The sequence below is a fragment of the Cellulomonas sp. 73-92 genome (assembly GCF_001898175.1).
Taxonomy (GTDB): domain Bacteria; phylum Actinomycetota; class Actinomycetes; order Actinomycetales; family Cellulomonadaceae; genus Cellulomonas.
The window spans coordinates 197,079-216,988 of sequence record NZ_MKTH01000024.1 but is presented as its reverse complement, the minus strand read 5'-3'; the positions used below and the strand labels follow the sequence as shown (position 1 = coordinate 216,988).

Here is a 19,910-nt window from a genome sequence, read left to right as displayed (position 1 = left end):
ATGCCCGCCGCCCGCCACCGCGTGGCGGTGGTGACCGACTCGACCGCCGCCCTGCCGGCCGGCGCCGCCGAGCGGTGGGGCGTGACCGTGGTGCCGCTCGACGTCGTCGTCGACGGGCAGCGGTTCACCGAGGGTGTCTCGCTCCCGCCCGCCGCCCTGGTCGAGGCGCTGCGGCGCGGCGCGCGGGTGTCGACGTCGCAGCCGGCCCCCGAGGCCTTCGAACGGGCCTACGCCCGTGCCGCCGCGGCCGGCGCCGAGGCGGTCGTCTCGGTGCACCTGTCGGGGGAGCTGTCGGGAACCGTCGGGGCGGCGCACTCCGCCGCGGAGCGGGCGCCGCTCCCCGTGCACGTCGTCGACTCACGGACGGCCGCGATGGCCCTCGGCTCGGCTGCGCTCGCTGCGGCGTGGACGGCCGCCGGGGTACCGCGCGACGAGCGCCGCGTCCTGCCGCCCGCGTCGCGGGCCGGAGGCGCGGCCGCGGGGGCGGCTGGCCCGCGAGGCGTCGCCGGCCGAGACGTCGACGCGGCCGGTCGCGATCGCTCGCGTGCGGACGCCACCACCGGCCGCCCGGTCTCGCGACCGGCGACGGCCGGTGGGCTCGAACCCGGCGCCCCGCACGGCGTGCTCGACCGGCTCGACCCTCGGCGGCTGCCGCGTGCCCTGCACCTGCCGGAGGGGCTGCACCTGCCGGACCCGCGGCACCTGTCCGAGGCGCTCCACCTGCCCGGCGCGACGCACCGCCCGGGGCCCGTGCGGCGTGCCGGCCTTCCCGGGCCCGACGAGGTTGCCGAGGCGGCCCGTGCGGCAGCCGCGGCGGCGCGGGTGTGGTTCCTCGTCGACTCCCTCGAGCACCTGCGGCGCGGCGGGCGGCTGTCCTCTCCGGCGGCCGCCCTCGGCACGGTGCTCGGGATGCGGCCGCTGCTCACCGTCGCGGACGGGCGCGTCGTCGTGGCGGAGAAGATCCGCACTCGCCGCGCGGCCCGCGCCCGCCTCGAGGCGGTCGCCGTGGCGGCGGCCGAGCGCCACGAGCGCGTCCTGGTGGCGGTCCACCACCTCGGCGAGCCGGAGGTGGCCTCCGAGATGGCGGCACGGATCGCCGCGGCCCTCGGGCCGCGGGCCTGCGAGACCGTGACCTCCGACGCCGGCGCCGTGCTCGGCGCGCACGTCGGTCCGGGCCTCCTCGCCGTGGTGGTCGCGCCGGCCTGATCGTCGTGCCGGCCTGATCGTCGCGCGGGCCTGATCGTCGCGTGGGCTTGATCCTCGCGCCGGCCTGCTCCTCGCGCCGGCCTGATCCTCGCGCCTCAAAGGACCCGCGGTGCCGCCAGCCGCCCACAGCCCTCGTCGACGCGCCGCCCGGCACGCGCACGTCGACCGGCGATGCCCGGTGGGACGTGCCCTCCCTAGCGTGCGTGGGTGTCCTCGCCCGAGCGCTCCGCCGCCGCCCGGCGATTACGCGGTGTGGTCGCGGCCGTGCCGCGCGCGCGCCTCGGCACGTCGGACCCGCTGGCTGCGCCGCCACCGGCCACGGGAACCGGCGCGGGTTCCTTCCCCCCGACGTCGGTCGCTCCGGAGGAAGCTTCGGCCGTCGTCCCTGACGGACCCGTTGCCGCACCGGCCGCCGCCCCACCGGCCGCCGCCGCACCGGCTGTCGCTCCACCGGCTGTCGCTCCACCGGCTGTCGCTCCACCGGCTGTCGCTCCACCGGCTGTCGCTCCACCGGCTGTCGCTCCATCGGCTGTCGCTCCATCGGCTGTCGCTCCATCGGCCGTCGCTCCACCGGCCGCCGCCCCAGCGGCCGTCGCCCCTCCGGCTGCGGCGGCAGGCGGTCGGGCCGGGGGAGCGCCGGTGACGCCCCTTGTCGGCGTGGCACCTCCGGAGGAGCCGGGTTCGTCGGCGGTGCCCAGGGCCGCGGCCGGGCGGGGCGGGTGGGTGCCGGGCGCCGCGCGCGTCGCCGCCGACGACTACGCCCGCACCCACCCGGACCCGTACGACGTCGAGGACGAGGAACCGGCGCCGGGGGGTGTGCGCCGTCCGCGCGACAAGCGACGCCTGCGGTGGGCGGTGTCCTGGCGCGCCGCCGGGACGGCGGCGCTGGCCGTCTCGCTCGTCGTGGGTGCCGTGGTGCTGCGTTCCGTCGCCCTCACACCGGGCTCGGCGGTCGAGCTGCCCGAGCCCGCACCCCTGGCTACCGCAGGGTCGGGGGCGACCGATGCCCCGCGCCCGACGGCGTCCGCCGGCCCGGGGCTCGTCGTCGTGCACGTCGTCGGCGCCGTGGCCGGACCCGGCGTGGTGCGGCTGCCGGTCGGTTCCCGGGTGCTGGATGCCGTGGCGGCCGCCGGGGGAGCGACCGGCGACGCGGACCTGGCGCGGCTCAACCTGGCACGCCCGCTCGTGGACGGCGAGCAGGTGGTCGTTCCTCGTCCCGGTGACCCGGACGCCGCGCCGGAGGGGACACCGGCCGGCGGCCCGGCCGGCCCGCTCGACCTCAACACCGCGACGCCGGCCCAGCTCGACGAGCTGCCCGGCGTCGGGCCTGTGCTGGCCCAGCGGATCGTCGCCCGCCGGCCGTTCAGGTCCGTCGACGAGCTCGACGAGGTGTCCGGCGTCGGGCCGACGCTGCTCGAGCGGCTGCGCCCGCTGGTGCGGGTATGACCTGGGTCCGGCCCCCGCGCGGCCGGCGCGGCACCGGCTCGACCGGCGTAGGGGCGACCACCGCGGGGCCGCCCGACGAGCGCCTCGCCGCGTCCCCGCACCGTCAACGGTCAGCCGCTGGGCGGGCCGGTCACCACGGGGATCTCGACGGGTCGGGTGGCGCGGGGGACAGCCTCGACCTGCGACTGGTGCCCGCCGCGGCGGCGGCGTGGGCCGGCGCGACCCTCACCGTCGCATGGCCGGGACAGACGTTGGTCGCGCTCCTGGCGGCCGGCGCCGCGCTGGGCGCCGGCGCGCTCGTGCACACCCGGACGGCCCGGCGGCGTCCGAGGGCAGGCGCCGCGGTGGCAGGCCTGGCGCTCGCCGTGTTCGTCCTGGTGGGTGTGCTCGCGGTGGGGGTCGCCCTGCGGCACGAACGGGCGAGCGGACCGCTGGCCGAGGCCGTCGCGGGAGCGTGGACGGCCACGGTGCGCGGCACGGTCGCCGACGACCCGGTCCCGTTGCGGGCGGCCTGGCAGGGGTCGACGGCTCGTGTTCGCTACACGCTCTCGGTCGACACCGTCGAGGCGCGAGGTCGGGCGCGAACCGCGCACGGCGATGTCCTCGTGCTCGGCGGCGGTGACCCGCCCGCGCTCGGTGCGACCGTCGTGGTGACGGGCCGGCTGCAGCCGGCGGCCTCGAGCACCGACCGGGCGATCGCGACGCTCGTCGCCCCCGGTGCGGCGACCACGGTCCGTGGCCCTGCGGGCGTCGACCGATGGGTCGGGACGGTCCGGGCATCGGCCCGCGCGGTCGTCGCCCAGGTGCCGGGTGACGCCGGCGGGTTGCTGCTGGGTGTCGCGCTCGGGGACACGTCGCGGGTCGGCGACGACCTCTCCGCCGACTTCAAGGTCGCCGGGCTGACCCACCTCGTCGCGGTGTCCGGCTCGCACTTCGCGATCATCGGGGCGCTCGTCGCCGCCGGAGCGGCGGCCTGTCGACTGCCCCGACCCGCGCGCGCAGCGGCCGTGCTGCTCGCCGACGTGCTTCTGGTGCTCCTCGTGGGGCCGCAGCCGAGCGTGCTGCGCGCGGCAGTCATGGGATCGGTGGCCCTCGTCGGGCTGCTCGCGGGACGTCCGTCGCGCGCACCGGCGGCGCTGGCGGCGACGGTCGTCGTGCTGCTGCTCGTCGACCCGTGGCTCGCGGTCGATCTGGGCTTCGCGCTCTCCGTCGCGGCCACCGCGGCGATCGTGCTCCTCGCCGGTCCGTGGACCGAGCGGTGGGCGCCGCGGCTCGGGCGCGCGGTGGCGGCGGCGGTCGCGGTGCCCCTCGCGGCACAGCTCGCCTGCGGGCCCGTGCTGCTGGCGGTGCGGCCCCAGATCGGCGCCTACACGCTGCTGGCCAACGTCCTCGTCGCGCCCGCGGTCGGCCCGGCCACCGTCTGCGGGGTCGCCGCCGCGCTGCTCGCACCCGTGTGGCCCGGCGCGGCACTCGTGCTGGCCCACCTGGGCGGGGCGGCGTGCTGGTGGATCGCCGCCGTCGCCCGCGCGGTGTCGGCGGCGCCGGCCGCGACCGTCGGCTGGGCGCCGGGCGCCGTGGGGGTGGTTGCCCTCGCCGCGGTGTCGATCTCGACCGCGGCACTGCTCCTGCGCACGGGGCGATCGGCCGGGCGATGACGTGACCGTCGGTGCGTTCTGGCAGGCTGACCCCCGTGCCACCCGCCACCCGCCGTCCGTCGCGCGGCTCGTCGTCGGGTCCGCCCCCGCTCACGTGGGAGCAGGCCGAGCCGGCGCCGATCGTGCTGGTCCGGGGTGCCGAGCAGCTGCTGGTCGAGCGGGCCGTCGACCGGATCGTCGCCCGTGCCAGGGCGGCCGATGCCGAGGTCGGCGTCGAGCGCACCGATGCCGTCGAGTACACCGCCGGCATGCTCGCGGTCCTGACGAGCCCCAGTCTGTTCTCGGACGCGAAGGTCGTCGTGGTCGACGGTCTCGACCGCGCGGGCGACGACCTGATGGCCGACGCCCTCGGATACGTCGCGGCGCCGCTGGACTCGGCCGTCGTCGTGCTGTGCCACGCCGGCGGCCAGCGCGGCAAGGCACTCCTCGACGCGATCCGCGCCGCGGGCGCGCCCGAGATCGTGTGCGACCCGATCACGTCGGACTCCGACAAGCTGGCGTTCGCGTCCGCCGAGCTCCGGCGCGCGGGCCGACGGGCCGACGGGCAGGCGTTGCGCGCGCTGGTCGACGCCGTGGGAAGCGACCTGCGTGAGCTGGCGGCGGCCTGCTCGCAGCTGGCGGCCGACACCACCGGGGTCGTCGGGGCCGACGCCGTCGAGCGGTACTACGGCGGCCGTGTCGAGGCGACCGGCTTCCAGGTCGCCGATGCCGCCGTGGCGGGGGAGTCGGGCCGGGCCGTGGCTCTGCTGCGGCACGCGCTCGCGACCGGCCTCGACCCGGTGCCGCTGGTGGCGGCGCTCGCGGCGCGCCTCAGGCTGCTCGCCAAGGTCGGAGCGGTGCGCGGGCGTGGCGCCGAGGCGGCGCGCGAGCTCGGGCTCGCGCCGTGGCAGATCGACCGGGCCACGCGGGAGCTGCGGGGCTGGACGCCCGAGGGGCTGGCGGCGGCGATCTCGGCCGTCGCCCAGGCGGACGCGGCGGTCAAGGGCGAGGGGCGCGACGCGCAGTTCGCGGTGGAGCGCGCTGTCCTCGCCATCGCGGCGGCCGCCGGCCGCTGACGCCGCGCATCGGGGGCCGACCCGTGGTGGAGCGCTGGCGGCGCGCGACGTGCGGCGGTCACCGGACGCACCGTGTCGGATGTCACCGGGCAGGCCGTCGGCGACGCGCGGACGGAACCGGGCGTGCTCAGGTCCGCGCGGCCCCGAGCACGTCGCCCTGGAGCAGGTCGAACCCGAGCTGCACCGCCGTGTGGACCAGGCGGCGGTCCGCGACGTGCTCGGCCACCAGGCGCGCGCCGTAGCGGCGGGCGACGTCGAGCGCCCGGCCCGTCAGCCGGGCCATGTCGCGCAGGTCGACCTTGACGTAGTCGGCGAACGGGAGCATCGCGACCTGGTCCGGGGTGGCCACGTAGTCGTCGACAGCGATGGCGTAGCCCTCGTCGCGCAGCGTGGGCAGTCCTTGGAGGACCGCGTGCGACGCTCGGACCGACTCGACGACCTCGAGGACGAGCCGGGTCGCGGGCGGGAGCGTCCGCTCGCCGGTGAGGAACGAGCCGGTCACGTTGACGAAGACCAGCTCGTCACCGTCGGGGCCGTCCCCGTCGAAGACGGACGCCAGCACCGAGGCGCTCGCGTCCTCCTGCCGCTCGTCGATCCACCGGTCGACGCCGGCGGGCAGCCCCTCGGCGGACCGATAGAGGTACTCGTGACCGACGAGCACTCCGTCCGGCGTCCAGATCGGCTGCCGGGCGACGGGCCGCCGGACGTCGCCCGCCCGCCGCAGGGCGAGCGGCGCGACGTTCTGCACTCCGAGGGTCACGAGTAATGGGAGGACGCGGCACGCGATCCATGACGCGACTTCGGCCGGTCATTCGGCCCGGAGGTCGTCAGGGCAGCACGGGCCGAGCGTCGCTCCGGTCGAGGATGCCCGCGCGGGCCAGCAGGTTGCCCTGGAACAGGGTGAGGCCGAGCTCGCGAGCGTGCAGAAGGGCGCGACGGTCCTCGACGTACTCGCCCACGAGCACCGCGCCGTGCGAGCTCGCCGCGCGCACCACCGGCACCCCCTCGACGTCGAGGTCCCGCACGTCGAGCTTGACGAAGTCCGCGAACGGCAGGTACTCGCGCTGGCCGGGGCGGTCGGCGAACGCCGGCAGCGCGATCCGGAAGCCCTCGGCACGCAGCCGGCGCAGGCCGGCCAGCATCTCGGCGTCAGGCGGGTCGGTGCAGCACACCTCGAGAACGAGACGGTCGGGCCGGGGCGGCAAGGGCAGGTCGCCGACGAGGTACGCCCGCGGGCAGCGGACGAAGAGGAGGCGGCCTCGCGCGACGCGTTCGAGGTCCGCCCGCCCGAACGTGGCGGCGAGGACGTGCTCCGTGGCTCGCTCGTGCTCGCGCTGGCTCCAGGCGGACGCGAGCTCGGGGTGGTGGTCCGGTGACCGGAACGACAGCTGGTAGGCGAACGTGCGGCCGTGCTCGGAGAAGATCGGCTGCCGGGCGACGAGGACGGGGATCCGAGCGACGTGCTCGGCCCACTCCCGCTGCAGCGCCTCGGGGATGGCGGCATCGACCGCGGCGGCGAGCCAGGCGAGCCCGCCTTCATCGCTCCAGTTGGTCACGGGCTCATAACATCACACGGTCGGCGTCCGGTCGCCTTCCCGGGTGGGTGGATTTTGGGAAAGGTGGTCACAACGACGTTCATCCGAGCGGGTGAGACACATCACCGTTTTCCCAGGCGACAGAGGCAGACATGGCCTTCCTGGGCTGTCATGATGGGCATGACCCTGTAGCACAACCTGGATGACTAGGAGCCCGTCATGTCCCGCATTATCAAGATCGCCACCGCTTCCGCCACGATCCTCGCGCTGCTCGGCCTCGGCGTCCCCGCCGTTGCCTCGTCGGTCGTCGACGCCGGTGGTTCGGGCTGCTGCTGGACCGTGAACTGACTCCAGCGGTCGCCCGCTGAGAGCGGGCGAAAAACGGGCCTGTGACTCATGCGAATCGCCCGTCACAGTTAGGGTGACTCGCATGACCTCGATTGCTGACCGTGTGCGCGTACTTCGTGTTGCCGCCGGCCTCTCGCAGACCGCGCTAGCAGGGAGTTCGTTCTCCCCGAGCTACATCTCGCTCATCGAGTCGGGGCATCGGGAACCCACCGATGCCGCCCTCGCGGTGCTCGCTGCTCGGCTGTCGACAACAGTCGAGTTCCTGAAGCACGGTGAGGACGGGCCCAACGAAGCCCGCGCGCGCCTTGCGTTGAACTTCGCACGCCTGGACCTCGCCAACGGCGACGCGGCAGCGGCGCTGCAGCGCGTCGAGGCCATCGACCTGAGCCACGTCACGCCGTCCCTTCGTGTCGACGCCCTCGAGCTGGCCGCACTGTGCTGTGCGCCCCTCGGCGACCTCGAGAAGGCGGCGGACATCCTGGAGCCGTTGCTCCGCGAGCAGCGCGACAGGGGCCACTTCCTGGACGCGGCGCGGATCGCCAGCAGGCTCGTCTTCGTCTACATCGAGAGCGGCGACCTCCACCGGAGCGTGGAGGTGGGCGAGACCGAGCTGGACTGGCTCGCCAAGGAGGACCTCGTCGGCACCGACGAGCACCTGCGCCTCGGCTCGACCGTCCTGTGGGCCTACGTTGAGCGCGGCGACCTGCTCTTCGCGACGCACCGCGCCGCCGAGCTGATCCGTCTGGCCGAGTCCCTCGGCTCGCCGCGCGGCCGGGGATCGGTGTACTGGAACGCTGCACTGGTCGCCCAGGAGCGCCACGACTACGAGCTGGCGCAGCGCTACACCGAGCGCGCGCTGGCACTCCTGTCGGAGGGCGAGTCGGATCGCGACGTGCCACGGCTCCGGCTGAACTACGCGTGGCTCCTCCTCCGGTCGGACCCCCCGGAGCCGGACGCCGCGCTCGACGAGCTGCGGCGTGCCGCCCCCGCGCTGGAGGTGATCGGCACGGCCGTCGACCGTGCGCGGGCCGCCGGGGAGATGTCCCGCGCTCACCTGCTGCTGGGTCAGGCGGTCGACGCGGAGACACTCGCGCGCGAGGCGATCGGCCTTCTGGGGGAGGGCCCCCGGCTCGAGACGGCGCAGGCGCTGCTCCACCTTGCCGACGCGCTGTACGCCCAGGGCCGCGTCGTCGAGGCGGACGGCGACTACCAGAGGGCCGCGGACATGCTGGCGATGATGGCCGCCTCCCGCCAGTCGGCCGCCGCGTGGCGGGAGCTGGGAGACCGCTACCGCGCCCACGGTGACATCGACGCCGCGGTCAGGGCCTATGACTTCGCGCTCTCGGAGGCCGGCTTCCGGGTCAGCCTTCCGACGGTCGCGGAGCAGGCCTGGATCGTCTGAACCGCCGGAACGACGAAGGAGGGCGGCCCCGTCAGGGGCCGCCCTCCTTCGTGCGTGGACGGTGTGCGCTCAGAGCGCGCCGACGGACTTCGCCAGCGCCGACTTCCGGTTGGCGGCCTGGTTGGCGTGGATGACGCCCTTGGAGACGGCCTTGTCGAGCTTGCGCGACGCGTCGACAAGGGCGGTGGTGGCCTTGTCCTTGTCGGCGGCGGCGACGGCCTCGCGGACGCGGCGGACGTAGGTCTTGAGCTCGGACTTCACGGCCTTGTTGCGGAGGCGGGCCTTCTCGTTGGTCTTGATCCGCTTCAGCTGGGACTTGATGTTTGCCACGTGTGGTCTTCCTCGAAAGAAGTGCTGGTCGGGAACGTCTGAGGGCAGTGCCGGCCGCGGGGAACCAGGGCGGTGGGGACGCCAGTGCGAACCCGGGCGGACACGCGAGGGACGATGCTACCAGCCCTTGACCTCGACCAGCGAAGCGACGATCTCGTCGAACAGGGGCCGCGGCATGACCGAGCCCTCGCGCCGCACGCTGCGTGGGTCGATCCGCAGCACCCGATCGAGACGGACCTCGCTGGGCCGGCGCTGGGCGTCCCAGCCGCCGCTGCCGATGTCCATCCAGTGCCGGCCCTGGCGCGCCTCCTTGGCGGCGTTCCGGCTGTGGTCCTTGCTCGTCAGCATGAGGCCCAGCAGGTAGGGCTCGTCGTGCCCGACGACGAGCACCGGCCGGTCCTTGCCCTGCGACGGGTCGTCCTCGAACGGCACCCAGGTCCAGACGACCTCGCCCGGGTCGGCGTCGCCGTCGAGCGACGGCGCGTAGGCAGGCGTGAGCCGCCGGGGGTAGTCGGGGAGCGCGACGTGCCCGGTCGGCCGGGGCACGCCCGGGCCGCGCGGGCGCGGGGTCCGGGTGCCGGCCCGGGCCACGCGGGCGACCGCCCGCAGACCGCCCCGCAGCAGCTCCCGCCAGCCGTTCGCCATGGCGGCACCCTAACGACCCGCGGCCGGGCCGCCCGGGCAGTACCGCGGCAGCGGGACGACGGCTGGTTGCTTCGTCGTCCGCCAGGCCTGCGACCAGGCGTCACAGACGCGCCGCCCGTTGTTACGCGCCCGTGACAATCGACACCTAGCGTCGGCCCATGGCGGACCTCTTCGACGGCTATCCGGTGGGCCGGGTGTGGGACGAGATGCTGGGGCTCGACGGCAGCGTCCGGGACGCCTACGAGCGCGTGCACTCGTCGCTCGCGCAGATGACCGAGGGCGAGCTGCGGGCGCGCGCCGAGTCGCTGCTCAACGCGCACCTGACCAAGGGCGTCACGTTCGACTTCGCGGGCGAGGAGCGGCCGTTCCCGGTCGACGTCGTCCCACGTGTGGTGGCGGCCGCCGAGTGGGACCACGTGGCGCCGGGCGTCGCCCAGCGCGTCGCGGCGCTCGAGGCGTTCCTCGCCGACGTCTACGGTCCGCAGGAGTGCGTGCGGGACGGCGTGGTGCCGCGCCGGGTCGTCGTCTCGTCCTCGCACTTCCACCGTGAGGCGCAAGGGGTGACACCGCCCAACGGGGTGCGCGTCCACGTGTCCGGGATCGACATCATCCGCGACGGCGACGACACCTGGCGGGTGCTGGAGGACAACGTGCGCGTGCCCAGCGGCGTCTCCTACGTCCTCGCCAACCGGCGCTCCATGGCGCAGACGTTCCCCGAGCTGTTCGCGGCGCTGCGGATCAGGCCCGTCGCGGACTACCCCCGCCAGCTGCTGGCGGCCCTCGTCGCGGCCGCGCCCGCGGGGGTCGACGAGCCGACCGTCGTGGTGCTGACGCCCGGCATCTACAACTCCGCGTACTTCGAGCACACGCTCCTGGCGCGCCAGATGGGTGTCGAGCTCGTCGAGGGGAGGGACCTGTTCTGCGCGGGCGGGCGCGTGTGGATGCGCACGACGCAGGGGCGTCGGCGGGTGGACGTCGTCTACCGGCGGGTGGACGACGAGTTCCTCGACCCGGTGATCTTCCGCCCCGACTCGCAGCTGGGCTGCCCCGGCCTCATGACGTGCGCCCGCAACGGCACCGTGACGATCGCCAACGCCGTCGGCAACGGGGTGGCGGACGACAAGCTCATCTACACCTACGTGCCCGACCTCATCCGCTACTTCCTGCACGAGGAGCCGATCCTCGCCAACGTCGACACGTGGCGGCTCGAGGACCCGGGGGCGCTCGAGGAGGTGCTCGACCGGCTCCCCGAGCTCGTCGTCAAGCCGGTCGACGGGTCCGGCGGCAAGGGCATCGTCGTCGGGCCCGCCGCCTCGGCGCGCGAGCTCGACGAGCTGCGGTCCCGCCTGCAGGCCGACCCGCGGGGCTGGATCGCCCAACCGGTGATCCAGCTGTCGACGGTGCCGACGCTGGTGGAGGCCGGGCTCCGGCCGCGGCACGTGGACCTGCGGCCGTTCGCCGTCAACGACGGGAGCTCGGTGTTCGTCCTGCCCGGCGGCCTGACGCGCGTGGCGCTGCCGGAGGGGCAGCTCGTCGTGAACTCCTCGCAGGGCGGCGGCTCGAAGGACACGTGGGTGCTGGGCGCCGCCGCACCGCGGCGGGAGCATCCCCGTTCCGCGGGCCTGCCGCTGACGGTGGCCAAGGACGCCGCGGTGCCCATCGAGCCCGGCCCGGACGCCTTCGCCGTGCAGAACATGCAGATGCAGCAGCAGCAGGCGGGTGCGCCGTGCTGAGCCGCATCGCCGAGTCGCTGTTCTGGATCGGCCGGTACGTCGAGCGGGCCGACGACACGGCCCGCCTGCTCGACGTCCACGTGCAGCTGCTGCTCGAGGACCCGTGGGCGGAGGAGGATGCCGCCTGCCGCTCGCTGCTGTCGGTCATGGCCCGCGAGGTCCCGCCCGGCCGCCCGGTCGTCGGGCGGGAGGACGTGCTGGCCTGGGTGGCATACGACGGGACGTCGCAGTCGTCGGTGGCGGGTGCGCTCGGCGCCGCGCGGGAGAACGCCCGCCGGGTCCGGGAGATCATCTCGACCGAGCTGTGGGAGAGCCTCAACACGACGTGGGCGCAGTGCCCGGCGCGGATCCGCGACGGGCGCCCGCACGACTTCTTCGCCTGGGTGCGGGAGCGCTCCGCGGTCCACGCCGGCATCGTCGACTCGGCGATGTCGCGCGACGAGACGTGGCACTTCATGGCGCTCGGGCGGTCGATCGAGCGGGCCGACATGACCGCACGGCTGCTGACCACGCGCGCTCTCGCGGGCGTGACAGGGCCCAGCTGGGTGGACCTCCTGCGGTCGTGCGGCGCCTACGAGGCGTTCCTGCGCACGTACCGCGGCTCGATGTCCGACCGGCTGGCGGCGGGCTTCCTGCTCATGGACCGGCTCTTCCCGCGGTCCATCGCAGCGGCCCTCCGCCAGGCCGAGGAGTGCCTGGCCGGCCTGGACTCGGTGGCGGACCGGGGGAGCCAGGACGAGGCACGCCGGCACGTCGGGCACGCGCGGGCGTCGCTGGACTACCGGCCGCTCGGCGAGTTCCTCGACGACCTGCCGCACGAGATGGAGCTGGTGCAGCGCGCCTGCTCGGCCGCCTCGGACGCCGTCCGGCTGCGGTACTTCCCGAGCGCACTGGTGACGAGCTGGGTGGGTGAGGCGCTGTGAGGCGGCTGACGATCGTGCACACCACGACGTTCGGGTACGACGAGCCCGTCGTCGCCTCGTACAACGAGGCCCGCATGACCCCGTTGACGCGCACCGGCCAGACCGTCCTGTCCACCCGCATCGACGTCCGGCCGTGCACCTGGCAGTGGACCTACCGCGACTACTGGGGCACCGCCGTGACGGCGTTCGAGGTGCTCACGCCGCACCGGGCGCTCACCGTCACGGCCCGGCACGTCGTCCAGGTCGAGGAGCCCCCGCCGCCGCGGCCCGCGGGCGACTGGGCGGAGCTGCGGGACCCCGCCCTGCGCGACCGGCTCGCCGAGCACCTGGACGACACCGCGTCCACCGCCCCGCCCGGGGAGGTCGTCGAGTTGGCGCACCGGGCGGTGCACCGGCTGGGGCCCGGCGCGGCCGCGGTTGCGGTCGCCGAGGCCGTCCGCGAGCAGGTGGAGTACATCCCCGGCACGACGACGGTGCACACGCCCGCCGCCGAGGCATGGGCCGCGCGGGCGGGCGTCTGCCAGGACCTCACGCACCTGACGCTCGGCGCGCTGCACGCCGTGGGGATCCCGGCGCGCTACGTCTCGGGGTACCTCGACCCTCGGGTGGACGACGCCGTCGGCGAGCCCGTGGTCGGCGAGTCGCACGCGTGGCTGGAGTACTGGGCCGGGGGCTGGTTCCCGCTCGACCCGACGAACCTGCGGCCGGTGTCCAGCCGCCACGTCGCCCTGGCACGGGGGCGGTGCTACGGCGACGTCGCCCCCTTGCGAGGCATCTTCGCGGGCCCGACGAACACCCAGGAGCTCGCGGTGACGGTGGCGATCACGCAGGAGGCGTGAGGGCGGCCGGGTGCCCGGCCAGCGCCGCGTGCCGGGGCAGCCTCACGGGGTGATGCGCCGGGCGAGGACGTCCGCCAGGGCGGTGCGGTCGCCGGAGACGACGACGCCTGCCTCGTCGGGCGCCGCGCGGTGCCAGAGCACGAGGCCGAGCGCCTTCGCGGACCCCGTGACGGTGACGTCGGCCTCGACCACCGGGGCCACCGGCTGGTGGGCGCCGAGCAGCCACGACCGGGCGGCGTCCTCCGCCACCAGCGCGACGCCGCGCGTGAGCGGAGCGATGCGGCCCAGGCGCACCTGGCGCGGCTCGAACATCGTCACCACCTCGTCGACCCCGTCGGCCCAGACCTCGGACGCGGCATCCGCGTCCCACCCGCCGCAGGCGCGCAGGTCCCAGAGGTGGACCAGCGTCTCGTGGACCTGCCGGCGGTGCCAGAACGTGACCGGCCCGGGGCCGACGAGCGTGGCCGACGTCGCGTCCGGGCCAAGCTCGTCGAACGTCGCGCGCAGCTCCGCGGCGCACGCCGTGTACAGCTCGACGAGGTCGAACGGGCCGCGACCGAGCGGCGTCTCCCTCCGGCGCCGAGCGCGCCCGGCGGCCCAGTGGTGCACGCGCGCCAGGTGCACGACGAGGTCACGGGCCCGCCACGGCGCGCACGCGGCCACGGGTGCTGCCGGGTCGACGCGAGGGATCGTCTCGCCGAACTCGTCCTGCAGCGTGCGCAGCGTCCCCAGGAGGTCCACGGTGGCACTCTGCCAGGCCCGCCCCCGTGGCGTGGCCGGTCGGCGGACCGGGCGGGCGGCCGACGAGCCGCGGCATGGGACGATGGGACGACGCCGTCCCTCGTTCCGTGGAGCCAACCGAGCCGTGTCCCCGATCCCGAGCGCAGCCGCCTCGACGCGCATCCGGCCGGCGGCCACCCCGCAGGAGCTGCTGCGCAACTTCTGCATCATCGCGCACATCGACCACGGCAAGTCGACGCTGGCCGACCGCATGCTGCAGCTGACCGGGGTGGTCGACGATCGGGCGATGCGGGCGCAGTACCTCGACCGGATGGACATCGAGCGCGAGCGCGGCATCACCATCAAGTCGCAGGCCGTGCGGATGCCGTGGGAGGTCGACGGCACGCCGTACGCGCTCAACATGATCGACACCCCCGGCCACGTGGACTTCACGTACGAGGTGTCCCGTTCGCTGGCGGCCTGCGAGGGCGCGGTGCTGCTCGTCGACGCCGCGCAGGGGATCGAGGCGCAGACGCTGGCGAACCTGTACCTGGCGCTCGAGAACGACCTGGCGATCATCCCGGTGCTCAACAAGATCGACCTGCCGGCCGCGCAGCCCGAGAAGTACGCCGAGGAGCTCGCCCATCTCATCGGCGTGGACCCGCAGGACTGCCTGCGGGTCTCGGGCAAGACGGGCGAGGGCGTGGCGGAGCTGCTGGACCGCATCGTCGCGCAGGTGCCGGCGCCGAACGGTGACCCGACGGCCGCTGCGCGCGCGGCGATCTTCGACGCCGTCTACGACACGTACCGCGGCGTCGTCACGTACGTCCGCGTCGTCGACGGCCACCTCGACCCGCGCGAGCGGATCGTCATGATGTCCACGCGCGCCACGCACGAGCTGCTGGAGATCGGCGTCATCAGCCCGGAGCTGTCGCCGACGGGCGGCCTGGCCGCGGGCGAGGTGGGCTACCTCATCACGGGCGTGAAGGACGTCCGGCACTCCAAGGTGGGCGACACCATCACGAACGCGGGCAAGCCCGCGAAGCACCCGCTCGCCGGCTACGCCGACCCCAAGCCCATGGTCTTCTCGGGGCTGTACCCGATCGACGGCTCGGACTACCCGGACCTGCGGGACGCCCTCGACAAGCTCAAGCTCAACGACGCCGCGCTCAACTACGAGCCCGAGACATCGGTCGCCCTCGGCTTCGGGTTCCGCGTCGGCTTCCTCGGGCTGCTGCACTTGGAGATCGTCCGGGAGCGCCTGGAGCGCGAGTTCGGCCTCGACCTCATCTCCACGGCGCCCAACGTCGAGTACGACGTGACGATGGAGGACCGCACCGAGGTGCGCGTCACCAACCCGAGCGAGTTCCCCTCCGGCAAGATCAAGGAGGTCCGCGAGCCGGTGGTGCGTGCGACGATCCTCACGCCGAGCGAGTTCGTCGGGACCGTCATGGAGCTGTGCCAGGCGCGGCGCGGTGACCTGCAGGGGATGGACTACCTGTCCGCGGATCGCGTCGAGCTGCGCTACCGGCTGCCGCTCGCGGAGATCGTCTTCGACTTCTTCGACGCGCTGAAGAGCCGCACGCGGGGCTACGCGTCGCTCGACTACGAGGCCGACGGCGAGCAGGCGGCCGACCTGGTCAAGGTCGACCTGCTGCTCCAGGGCGAGACGGTGGACGCGTTCAGCGCGATCGTCCACAAGGACAAGGCGTACTCGTTCGGCGTCGCGATGACCGCGAAGCTCAAGGACCTCATCCCGCGCCAGCAGTTCGAGGTCCCCGTCCAGGCGGCCATCGGCAGCCGGGTGATCGCCCGCGAGACGATCCGTGCGATGCGCAAGGACGTGCTCGCCAAGTGCTACGGCGGCGACATCACCCGCAAGCGCAAGCTGCTGGAGAAGCAGAAGGAGGGCAAGAAGCGGATGAAGACGATCGGGCGGGTCGAGGTCCCGCAGGAGGCCTTCATCGCCGCGCTGTCCTCCGAGGCCGCGCCCGCCGACAAGGACAAGCCGAAGCGGTAGCCCGACGCGCGGGGCGCGCCGGGCCACCCGCGTGAGTGCGGCTACGCCGCGTCGAGACGCTCGTGCTGCTCGTCCGACAGCCGCAGGTCGAGGGCGGCGATCGCCTGGTCGAGCCGCGCGGCGGTCGCCGTGCCGATGATCGGCACCACGCGTGGCGTGTGGGCGTAGAGCCACGCGAGCACCACCTGGCTCGGCAGCACGCCCAGCTCGTCGGCGACCTCGCGTGCCGCGGCGAGCCGCGCCTCGCCCGCGTCACCCGCGAAGTCCGGGTAGGACTCGAGCGAGGGCCGCAGCTCCGGCACCACGTCGTAGAGGCCCTTGAGCACGGGGGAGTACGCCACGAGCGTCAGGTCGGGGTGCTCCTGGAGGTAGTCGAGCTGCTCGTCGTCGGTCACCGAGGCGGTGCGCAGCCCGGAACGGCGCTGCAGGTAGGAGTACGCCTGCTGCACCGCCACGGGAGCCGGCCAGCCGTGCCGCGCGGCGAGCTGCCGGATCCGCTCGAGCCGCCAGGTGCGGACGTTCGACCAGCCGAGGTGGCGCACCTTGCCCTCCGCCACGAGCTCCGCCAGTGCGCCGAGCGTCTCCTCGAGCGGCGTCGTACGGTCGTCGACGTGGACGTAGTACAGGTCCACGTGGTCGGTCCGCAGGCGCCGCAGGCTCGCCTCGAGGCTCGCACGCAGCGTGGCCGCGCCCGCGCCGACGAAGTGGCGGCTCGCGTAGTCCCAGTCGGCCGCCGCGCGGTCGGCGGGCCAGGCCCCGGCGTGGTCGGTGCGGCCGGAGCCCTTCGTCGCGACGAACGTGGCGTCCCGGCTGCCGCGGGCCACCATCCAGCGGCCGATGACGTCCTCGCTCTGCCCGCCGTCGGTGCCGCGGGCCCACCACCACGCGTAGCAGTCGGCGGTGTCGAGGAACGTGCCGCCGGCCTCCGCGTAGCGGTCGAGCAGCGCGAACGACGTCTCGTCGTCGGCGAGCGTCCCCATCTGCATGCATCCGAGCGCCAGGGCGCTGACCTGCTCGCCCGTGGTACCCAGTGGTGCCGTCCTCATCGTCATCCCCTCCCGGGGCCCGCAGGTCGGGTCCCGGTCGAGGACGCTAGGAGTTCGAGCGCGCTCGCAGTCAACGCTCGAGCAGACCCTCGTAGATGTCGATCTTGCGGTTGATCGCCCCGAGGTGGCGCTGCAGCACCGCGAGCTGCGCGACGAGGTCGTCGCGATGCGCGCGCAGCACGCGCACGCGGTCGCCGATCGTGTGGTCCCCGGCGCGGGTCAGCTCCATGAAGTGCAGCGAGTCGGCGATCGACATGCCGGTCTGGCGCAGCATGACGACGAAGCGCACCCAGCCGAGGTCGTCCTCGGTGTAGCGACGGTGCCCCGAGACGGCCCGCGGCACCTCCTCGAGCAGGCCGATGCGCTCGTAGTAGCGCAGCGTGTGGGGCGTCAGCCCGGTCTCGGCCGACACCTGCTCGATGGTGTACGTGCGTTCCGCGGTCGCCGTGGTCATGGCCCGACGCTAGGAGTTCGAGCGCGCTCGAAGCAAGGGGCGGCGCGGGCCGATGGCACGATGGCCGCATGCCCGCGCTCCCCGACGGCGACCCCGCACCGGCCGACGGCGCCCTGCCGCGCTCGGTCGCCGTGGGGGCCACCGAGCGGGCGTTCGGCGTCTACGTGCACGTGCCGTTCTGCCGGGTGCGCTGCGGGTACTGCGACTTCAACACCTACACGTCCGCCGAGCTCGGCGGCGGCGCGAGCCAGGCCTCGTACGCGCGCACCGCGGCACGCGAGGTCGCGCTGGCCGCGCGGGTGCTCGACGAGGCCGGGCTGCCGGCGCGGCAGGTCTCGACCGTCTTCGTCGGGGGCGGCACCCCGACCGTGCTGCAGGCCGCGGACCTCGCCGCGCTGCTCGTCGCCGTGCGCGAGGCCTGGGGGCTGGCCGACGACGCCGAGGTGACCACCGAGGCCAACCCCGACTCGGTGACGCCGGCGTCGCTCGCGGCGCTGGCGTCGGCGGGCTTCACCCGGGTCTCCTTCGGGATGCAGTCCGCGGTGCCGCACGTCCTGGCGACGCTCGACCGCACGCACCACCCGGAGCGGATCCCGGACGTGGTCCGCTGGGCGCGGGAGGCGGGGCTGCGCACGTCTCTCGACCTCATCTACGGCACGCCTGGGGAGTCGCTGGCCGACTGGCGGGCCTCGGTCGAGGCCGCGCTCGCGACCGGCGTGGAGCACGTCTCGGCGTACGCGCTCGTCGTCGAGCCCGGGACCAAGATGGGTGCCCAGGTGCGCCGGGGCGAGGTGGCCGCTCCCGACGAGGACGACCAGGCGGCCAAGTACGAGCTCGCCGACGAGCTGTTCGCCGCCTCCGGCCTGCACTGGTACGAGGTGTCGAACTGGGCGCGCCGCCCGGCCGACGCCTGCCGCCACAACCTCGCCTACTGGCGTGGCGACGACTGGTGGGGGATCGGTCCTGGTGCCCACAGCCACGTCGGCGGCGTGCGCTGGTGGAACGTCAAGCACCCCCGCGCCTACGCCGACCGCCTCGAGGCGGGCCTGTCGCCGGCCACCGGCCGGGAGGTGCTCTCCGCCGACACCCGCGCCCTGGAGCGCGTGCTCCTGGAGGTGCGGCTGGCCTCCGGGCTGCCGGCGTCGGCGCTCTCGGACGCCGGCCGGCACGCCGTCGCGGGGCTCGTCGCCGACGGCCTCGTCGAACCCCGGCCGGCGCTGGACCGGGCGCACCCGCGCGTGGTCCTCACCCGCCGCGGCCGGCTGCTCGCCGACGCGGTGGTGCGCACCCTGGTGGCGTAGCCGGCGTCAGCGCGGCAGGTGCTGCTCGATGAGGTCGACGAGCGCCGGGTCGTCGGGCTCGGTCTTGCTGCGGAACCGGTGCACCACGCCGCCCGGGAGCACGACGAACTTCTCGAAGTTCCACGCCACCTTGCCGGCCTTGCCGTCGACGTCCGGCGCCTTCTTCAGCTCCGTGTACAGCGGGTGCTCGTGGCGCCCGTTGACGCGGACACGGTCCAGCACCGGGAACGTCACCCCGTAGGTGGTGGAGCAGAACTGCGCCACCGCCTCGTTGGTGCCGAGCTCCTGCAGGAACTGGTTGCTCGGGAAGCCGAGCACGGTGAGGCCGCGAGGACCGAGCTTCTCGTGGAGCGCCTCGAGGCCGGCGTACTGGGGCGTGTACCCGCACCGGGAGGCGACGTTGACGACGAGCACGACGTCGTCGCGGTGCTCGGCGAGGGACGTGGACGTGCCGTCCATCCGGCGGAACGGGATGTCGTAGAGGGCCATGACCAGGACAACCGGGTGGCGGTGCGGGACATGCCCGGACGGGTCACCGCGTGAGACGGCGGGGGACGGCCGGGCCGCCCCCCGCCGGTCAGCTCACTTGATGATGCGCCAGTTGAGCGGGTAGCGGTACAGGTCGCCGCGGTTGGCGGCGATCGCCCCCTGGATCATGAAGACGAGCGCGACGATGAAGGACAGGAACAGGAGCCCGCCGATCCCGAGCGTCACCGCCGTGATGATCGAGAACCCGATGGCCGCGATGACCAGGAGGATCTGGAAGTTCAGGGCCTCCTTGCCCTGGTCGTCGACGAAACGGCTCCGCCCACGGAACACCAGCCAGATGACCAGGGGAGCGATGAAGCCGAACAGGATGCCGCCGATGTGCGCCAGCGTGGCCCACAGCCGCTCGTCGGACGGGGACAGCGGTGCCGCCTGGCCGGCGTACGGCTGCTGGTACGCGGGCTGCTGATACCCGTACGGCGGTGCCTGCTGGTACCCGGGCTGCGGCGGCGCCTGCTCGTAGCCGCCGGCGGGGCCGGGCTCGGCGTACGGCTGGCCGTAGGGCGCCTGCGCGTACCCCGGAGGTGGGTAGGACGCGGCCGCGTCCGGCTGGCCGGTCGCGTCCGGGGGCGGGAAGGACCCCGCGGGGGCGGGCGGGTCGAGCGGCTGTGCGGGCGGCGCGGGCTCGGGTACCCCGGCGGCGTCGCCGCCGACGGGCCCGGCGGGCTCGGGTGCGGGATCGGGCGTGCCTTCGGTGCTCATGGCT

Annotated in this window: 20 protein-coding genes; 11 read left to right on the top strand and 9 right to left on the bottom strand. The window is 74.7% G+C overall.

Annotation, left to right across the window (positions count from 1 at the left end; translation table 11 throughout):
* From BGO37_RS16445 to holA, 4 genes are all read left to right on the top strand, one after another.
* Nucleotides 1–1,206, top strand: a complete 1,206-nt coding sequence (locus BGO37_RS16445) for a DegV family protein (RefSeq protein ID WP_291756674.1) — start codon at nucleotides 1–3, stop codon at nucleotides 1,204–1,206.
* 639 nt (nucleotides 1,207–1,845) lie between these two features.
* Complete coding sequence (locus BGO37_RS16440) at nucleotides 1,846–2,652, top strand: ComEA family DNA-binding protein (RefSeq protein ID WP_291756672.1); 807 nt, start codon at nucleotides 1,846–1,848, stop codon at nucleotides 2,650–2,652.
* A gap of 188 nt (nucleotides 2,653–2,840) precedes the next feature.
* A complete protein-coding gene (locus BGO37_RS16435; protein ID WP_291756670.1) occupies nucleotides 2,841–4,307 on the top strand; it encodes a ComEC/Rec2 family competence protein in 1,467 nt (488 codons plus the stop codon).
* Nucleotides 4,308–4,342: 35 nt separating this feature from the next.
* Nucleotides 4,343–5,362, top strand: a complete 1,020-nt coding sequence (gene holA / locus BGO37_RS16430; RefSeq protein WP_291756669.1) for a DNA polymerase III subunit delta — start codon at nucleotides 4,343–4,345, stop codon at nucleotides 5,360–5,362.
* A 127-nt stretch (nucleotides 5,363–5,489) separates the two neighbouring features.
* Here holA and BGO37_RS16425 read toward each other — a convergent pair whose 3' ends face one another.
* Together BGO37_RS16425 and BGO37_RS16420 are read right to left on the bottom strand one after the other, a co-directional pair.
* A complete protein-coding gene (locus BGO37_RS16425; protein WP_291756668.1) occupies nucleotides 5,490–6,122 on the bottom strand; it encodes an EAL domain-containing protein in 633 nt (210 codons plus the stop codon).
* Nucleotides 6,123–6,189: 67 nt separating this feature from the next.
* Entirely contained in the window at nucleotides 6,190–6,918 is a 729-nt protein-coding gene (locus tag BGO37_RS16420; RefSeq protein WP_291756666.1) for an EAL domain-containing protein, read from the bottom strand.
* Between the two features lie 198 nt (nucleotides 6,919–7,116).
* Between BGO37_RS16420 and BGO37_RS16415 the strand changes: the two genes are divergently transcribed.
* Both BGO37_RS16415 and BGO37_RS16410 read left to right on the top strand, forming a co-directional pair.
* A complete protein-coding gene (locus BGO37_RS16415) occupies nucleotides 7,117–7,245 on the top strand; it encodes a hypothetical protein (protein ID WP_291756664.1) in 129 nt (42 codons plus the stop codon).
* A gap of 82 nt (nucleotides 7,246–7,327) precedes the next feature.
* Nucleotides 7,328–8,647, top strand: coding sequence for a helix-turn-helix transcriptional regulator (locus BGO37_RS16410; RefSeq protein ID WP_291756663.1), 1,320 nt, complete (start codon nucleotides 7,328–7,330; stop codon nucleotides 8,645–8,647).
* Between the two features lie 69 nt (nucleotides 8,648–8,716).
* Here the strand turns inward: BGO37_RS16410 and rpsT are convergent, their stop codons facing one another.
* Together rpsT and BGO37_RS16400 are read right to left on the bottom strand one after the other, a co-directional pair.
* Entirely contained in the window at nucleotides 8,717–8,977 is a 261-nt protein-coding gene (gene rpsT, locus BGO37_RS16405) for a 30S ribosomal protein S20 (protein ID WP_291756662.1), read from the bottom strand.
* 117 nt (nucleotides 8,978–9,094) lie between these two features.
* The gene (locus tag BGO37_RS16400; RefSeq protein WP_291756661.1) at nucleotides 9,095–9,622 is read right to left on the bottom strand and encodes a type II toxin-antitoxin system PemK/MazF family toxin; all 528 of its coding nucleotides are present in this window, start codon (nucleotides 9,620–9,622) and stop codon (nucleotides 9,095–9,097) included.
* Nucleotides 9,623–9,828: 206 nt separating this feature from the next.
* Between BGO37_RS16400 and BGO37_RS16395 the strand changes: the two genes are divergently transcribed.
* The 3 genes from BGO37_RS16395 to BGO37_RS16385 are packed head-to-tail and all read left to right on the top strand — an operon-like array spanning nucleotide 9,829 to nucleotide 13,117.
* Nucleotides 9,829–11,355, top strand: coding sequence for a circularly permuted type 2 ATP-grasp protein (locus tag BGO37_RS16395; protein WP_291756842.1), 1,527 nt, complete (start codon nucleotides 9,829–9,831; stop codon nucleotides 11,353–11,355).
* On the top strand, nucleotides 11,349–12,278 hold the full coding sequence (locus BGO37_RS16390; protein ID WP_291756659.1) for an alpha-E domain-containing protein: 930 nt from the start codon (nucleotides 11,349–11,351) through the stop codon (nucleotides 12,276–12,278). Before BGO37_RS16395 ends, BGO37_RS16390 begins: the two co-directional genes overlap by 7 nt.
* Entirely contained in the window at nucleotides 12,275–13,117 is an 843-nt protein-coding gene (locus BGO37_RS16385) for a transglutaminase family protein (protein WP_291756658.1), read from the top strand. The genes BGO37_RS16390 and BGO37_RS16385 overlap by 4 nt, the downstream gene beginning before the upstream one ends.
* Nucleotides 13,118–13,159: 42 nt before the next feature.
* Here the strand turns inward: BGO37_RS16385 and BGO37_RS16380 are convergent, their stop codons facing one another.
* The gene (locus BGO37_RS16380) at nucleotides 13,160–13,858 is read right to left on the bottom strand and encodes a maleylpyruvate isomerase family mycothiol-dependent enzyme (RefSeq protein WP_291756656.1); all 699 of its coding nucleotides are present in this window, start codon (nucleotides 13,856–13,858) and stop codon (nucleotides 13,160–13,162) included.
* Between the two features lie 124 nt (nucleotides 13,859–13,982).
* Here BGO37_RS16380 and lepA point away from each other — a divergent pair, with 124 nt between their 5' ends.
* Complete coding sequence (lepA, locus tag BGO37_RS16375) at nucleotides 13,983–15,857, top strand: translation elongation factor 4 (protein ID WP_291756654.1); 1,875 nt, start codon at nucleotides 13,983–13,985, stop codon at nucleotides 15,855–15,857.
* A gap of 41 nt (nucleotides 15,858–15,898) precedes the next feature.
* Here the strand turns inward: lepA and BGO37_RS16370 are convergent, their stop codons facing one another.
* Both BGO37_RS16370 and BGO37_RS16365 read right to left on the bottom strand, forming a co-directional pair.
* Nucleotides 15,899–16,903 carry an aldo/keto reductase gene (locus BGO37_RS16370; protein ID WP_291756652.1) on the bottom strand — a complete coding sequence of 335 codons (1,005 nt, stop codon included), beginning with the start codon at nucleotides 16,901–16,903 and terminating at the stop codon, nucleotides 15,899–15,901.
* A gap of 70 nt (nucleotides 16,904–16,973) precedes the next feature.
* Nucleotides 16,974–17,357, bottom strand: a complete 384-nt coding sequence (locus BGO37_RS16365; RefSeq protein ID WP_291756651.1) for a MerR family transcriptional regulator — start codon at nucleotides 17,355–17,357, stop codon at nucleotides 16,974–16,976.
* 68 nt (nucleotides 17,358–17,425) lie between these two features.
* Here BGO37_RS16365 and hemW point away from each other — a divergent pair, with 68 nt between their 5' ends.
* A complete protein-coding gene (gene hemW, locus BGO37_RS16360; protein WP_291756650.1) occupies nucleotides 17,426–18,658 on the top strand; it encodes a radical SAM family heme chaperone HemW in 1,233 nt (410 codons plus the stop codon).
* 6 nt (nucleotides 18,659–18,664) lie between these two features.
* On the opposite strand, the gene BGO37_RS16355 is transcribed toward hemW, so the two are convergent.
* Both BGO37_RS16355 and BGO37_RS16350 read right to left on the bottom strand, forming a co-directional pair.
* Nucleotides 18,665–19,147 carry a glutathione peroxidase gene (locus BGO37_RS16355; protein ID WP_291756648.1) on the bottom strand — a complete coding sequence of 161 codons (483 nt, stop codon included), beginning with the start codon at nucleotides 19,145–19,147 and terminating at the stop codon, nucleotides 18,665–18,667.
* Nucleotides 19,148–19,240: 93 nt separating this feature from the next.
* Nucleotides 19,241–19,906 carry a DUF4870 domain-containing protein gene (locus tag BGO37_RS16350; protein ID WP_291756646.1) on the bottom strand — a complete coding sequence of 222 codons (666 nt, stop codon included), beginning with the start codon at nucleotides 19,904–19,906 and terminating at the stop codon, nucleotides 19,241–19,243.
* Nucleotides 19,907–19,910: the final 4 nt, after the last annotated feature.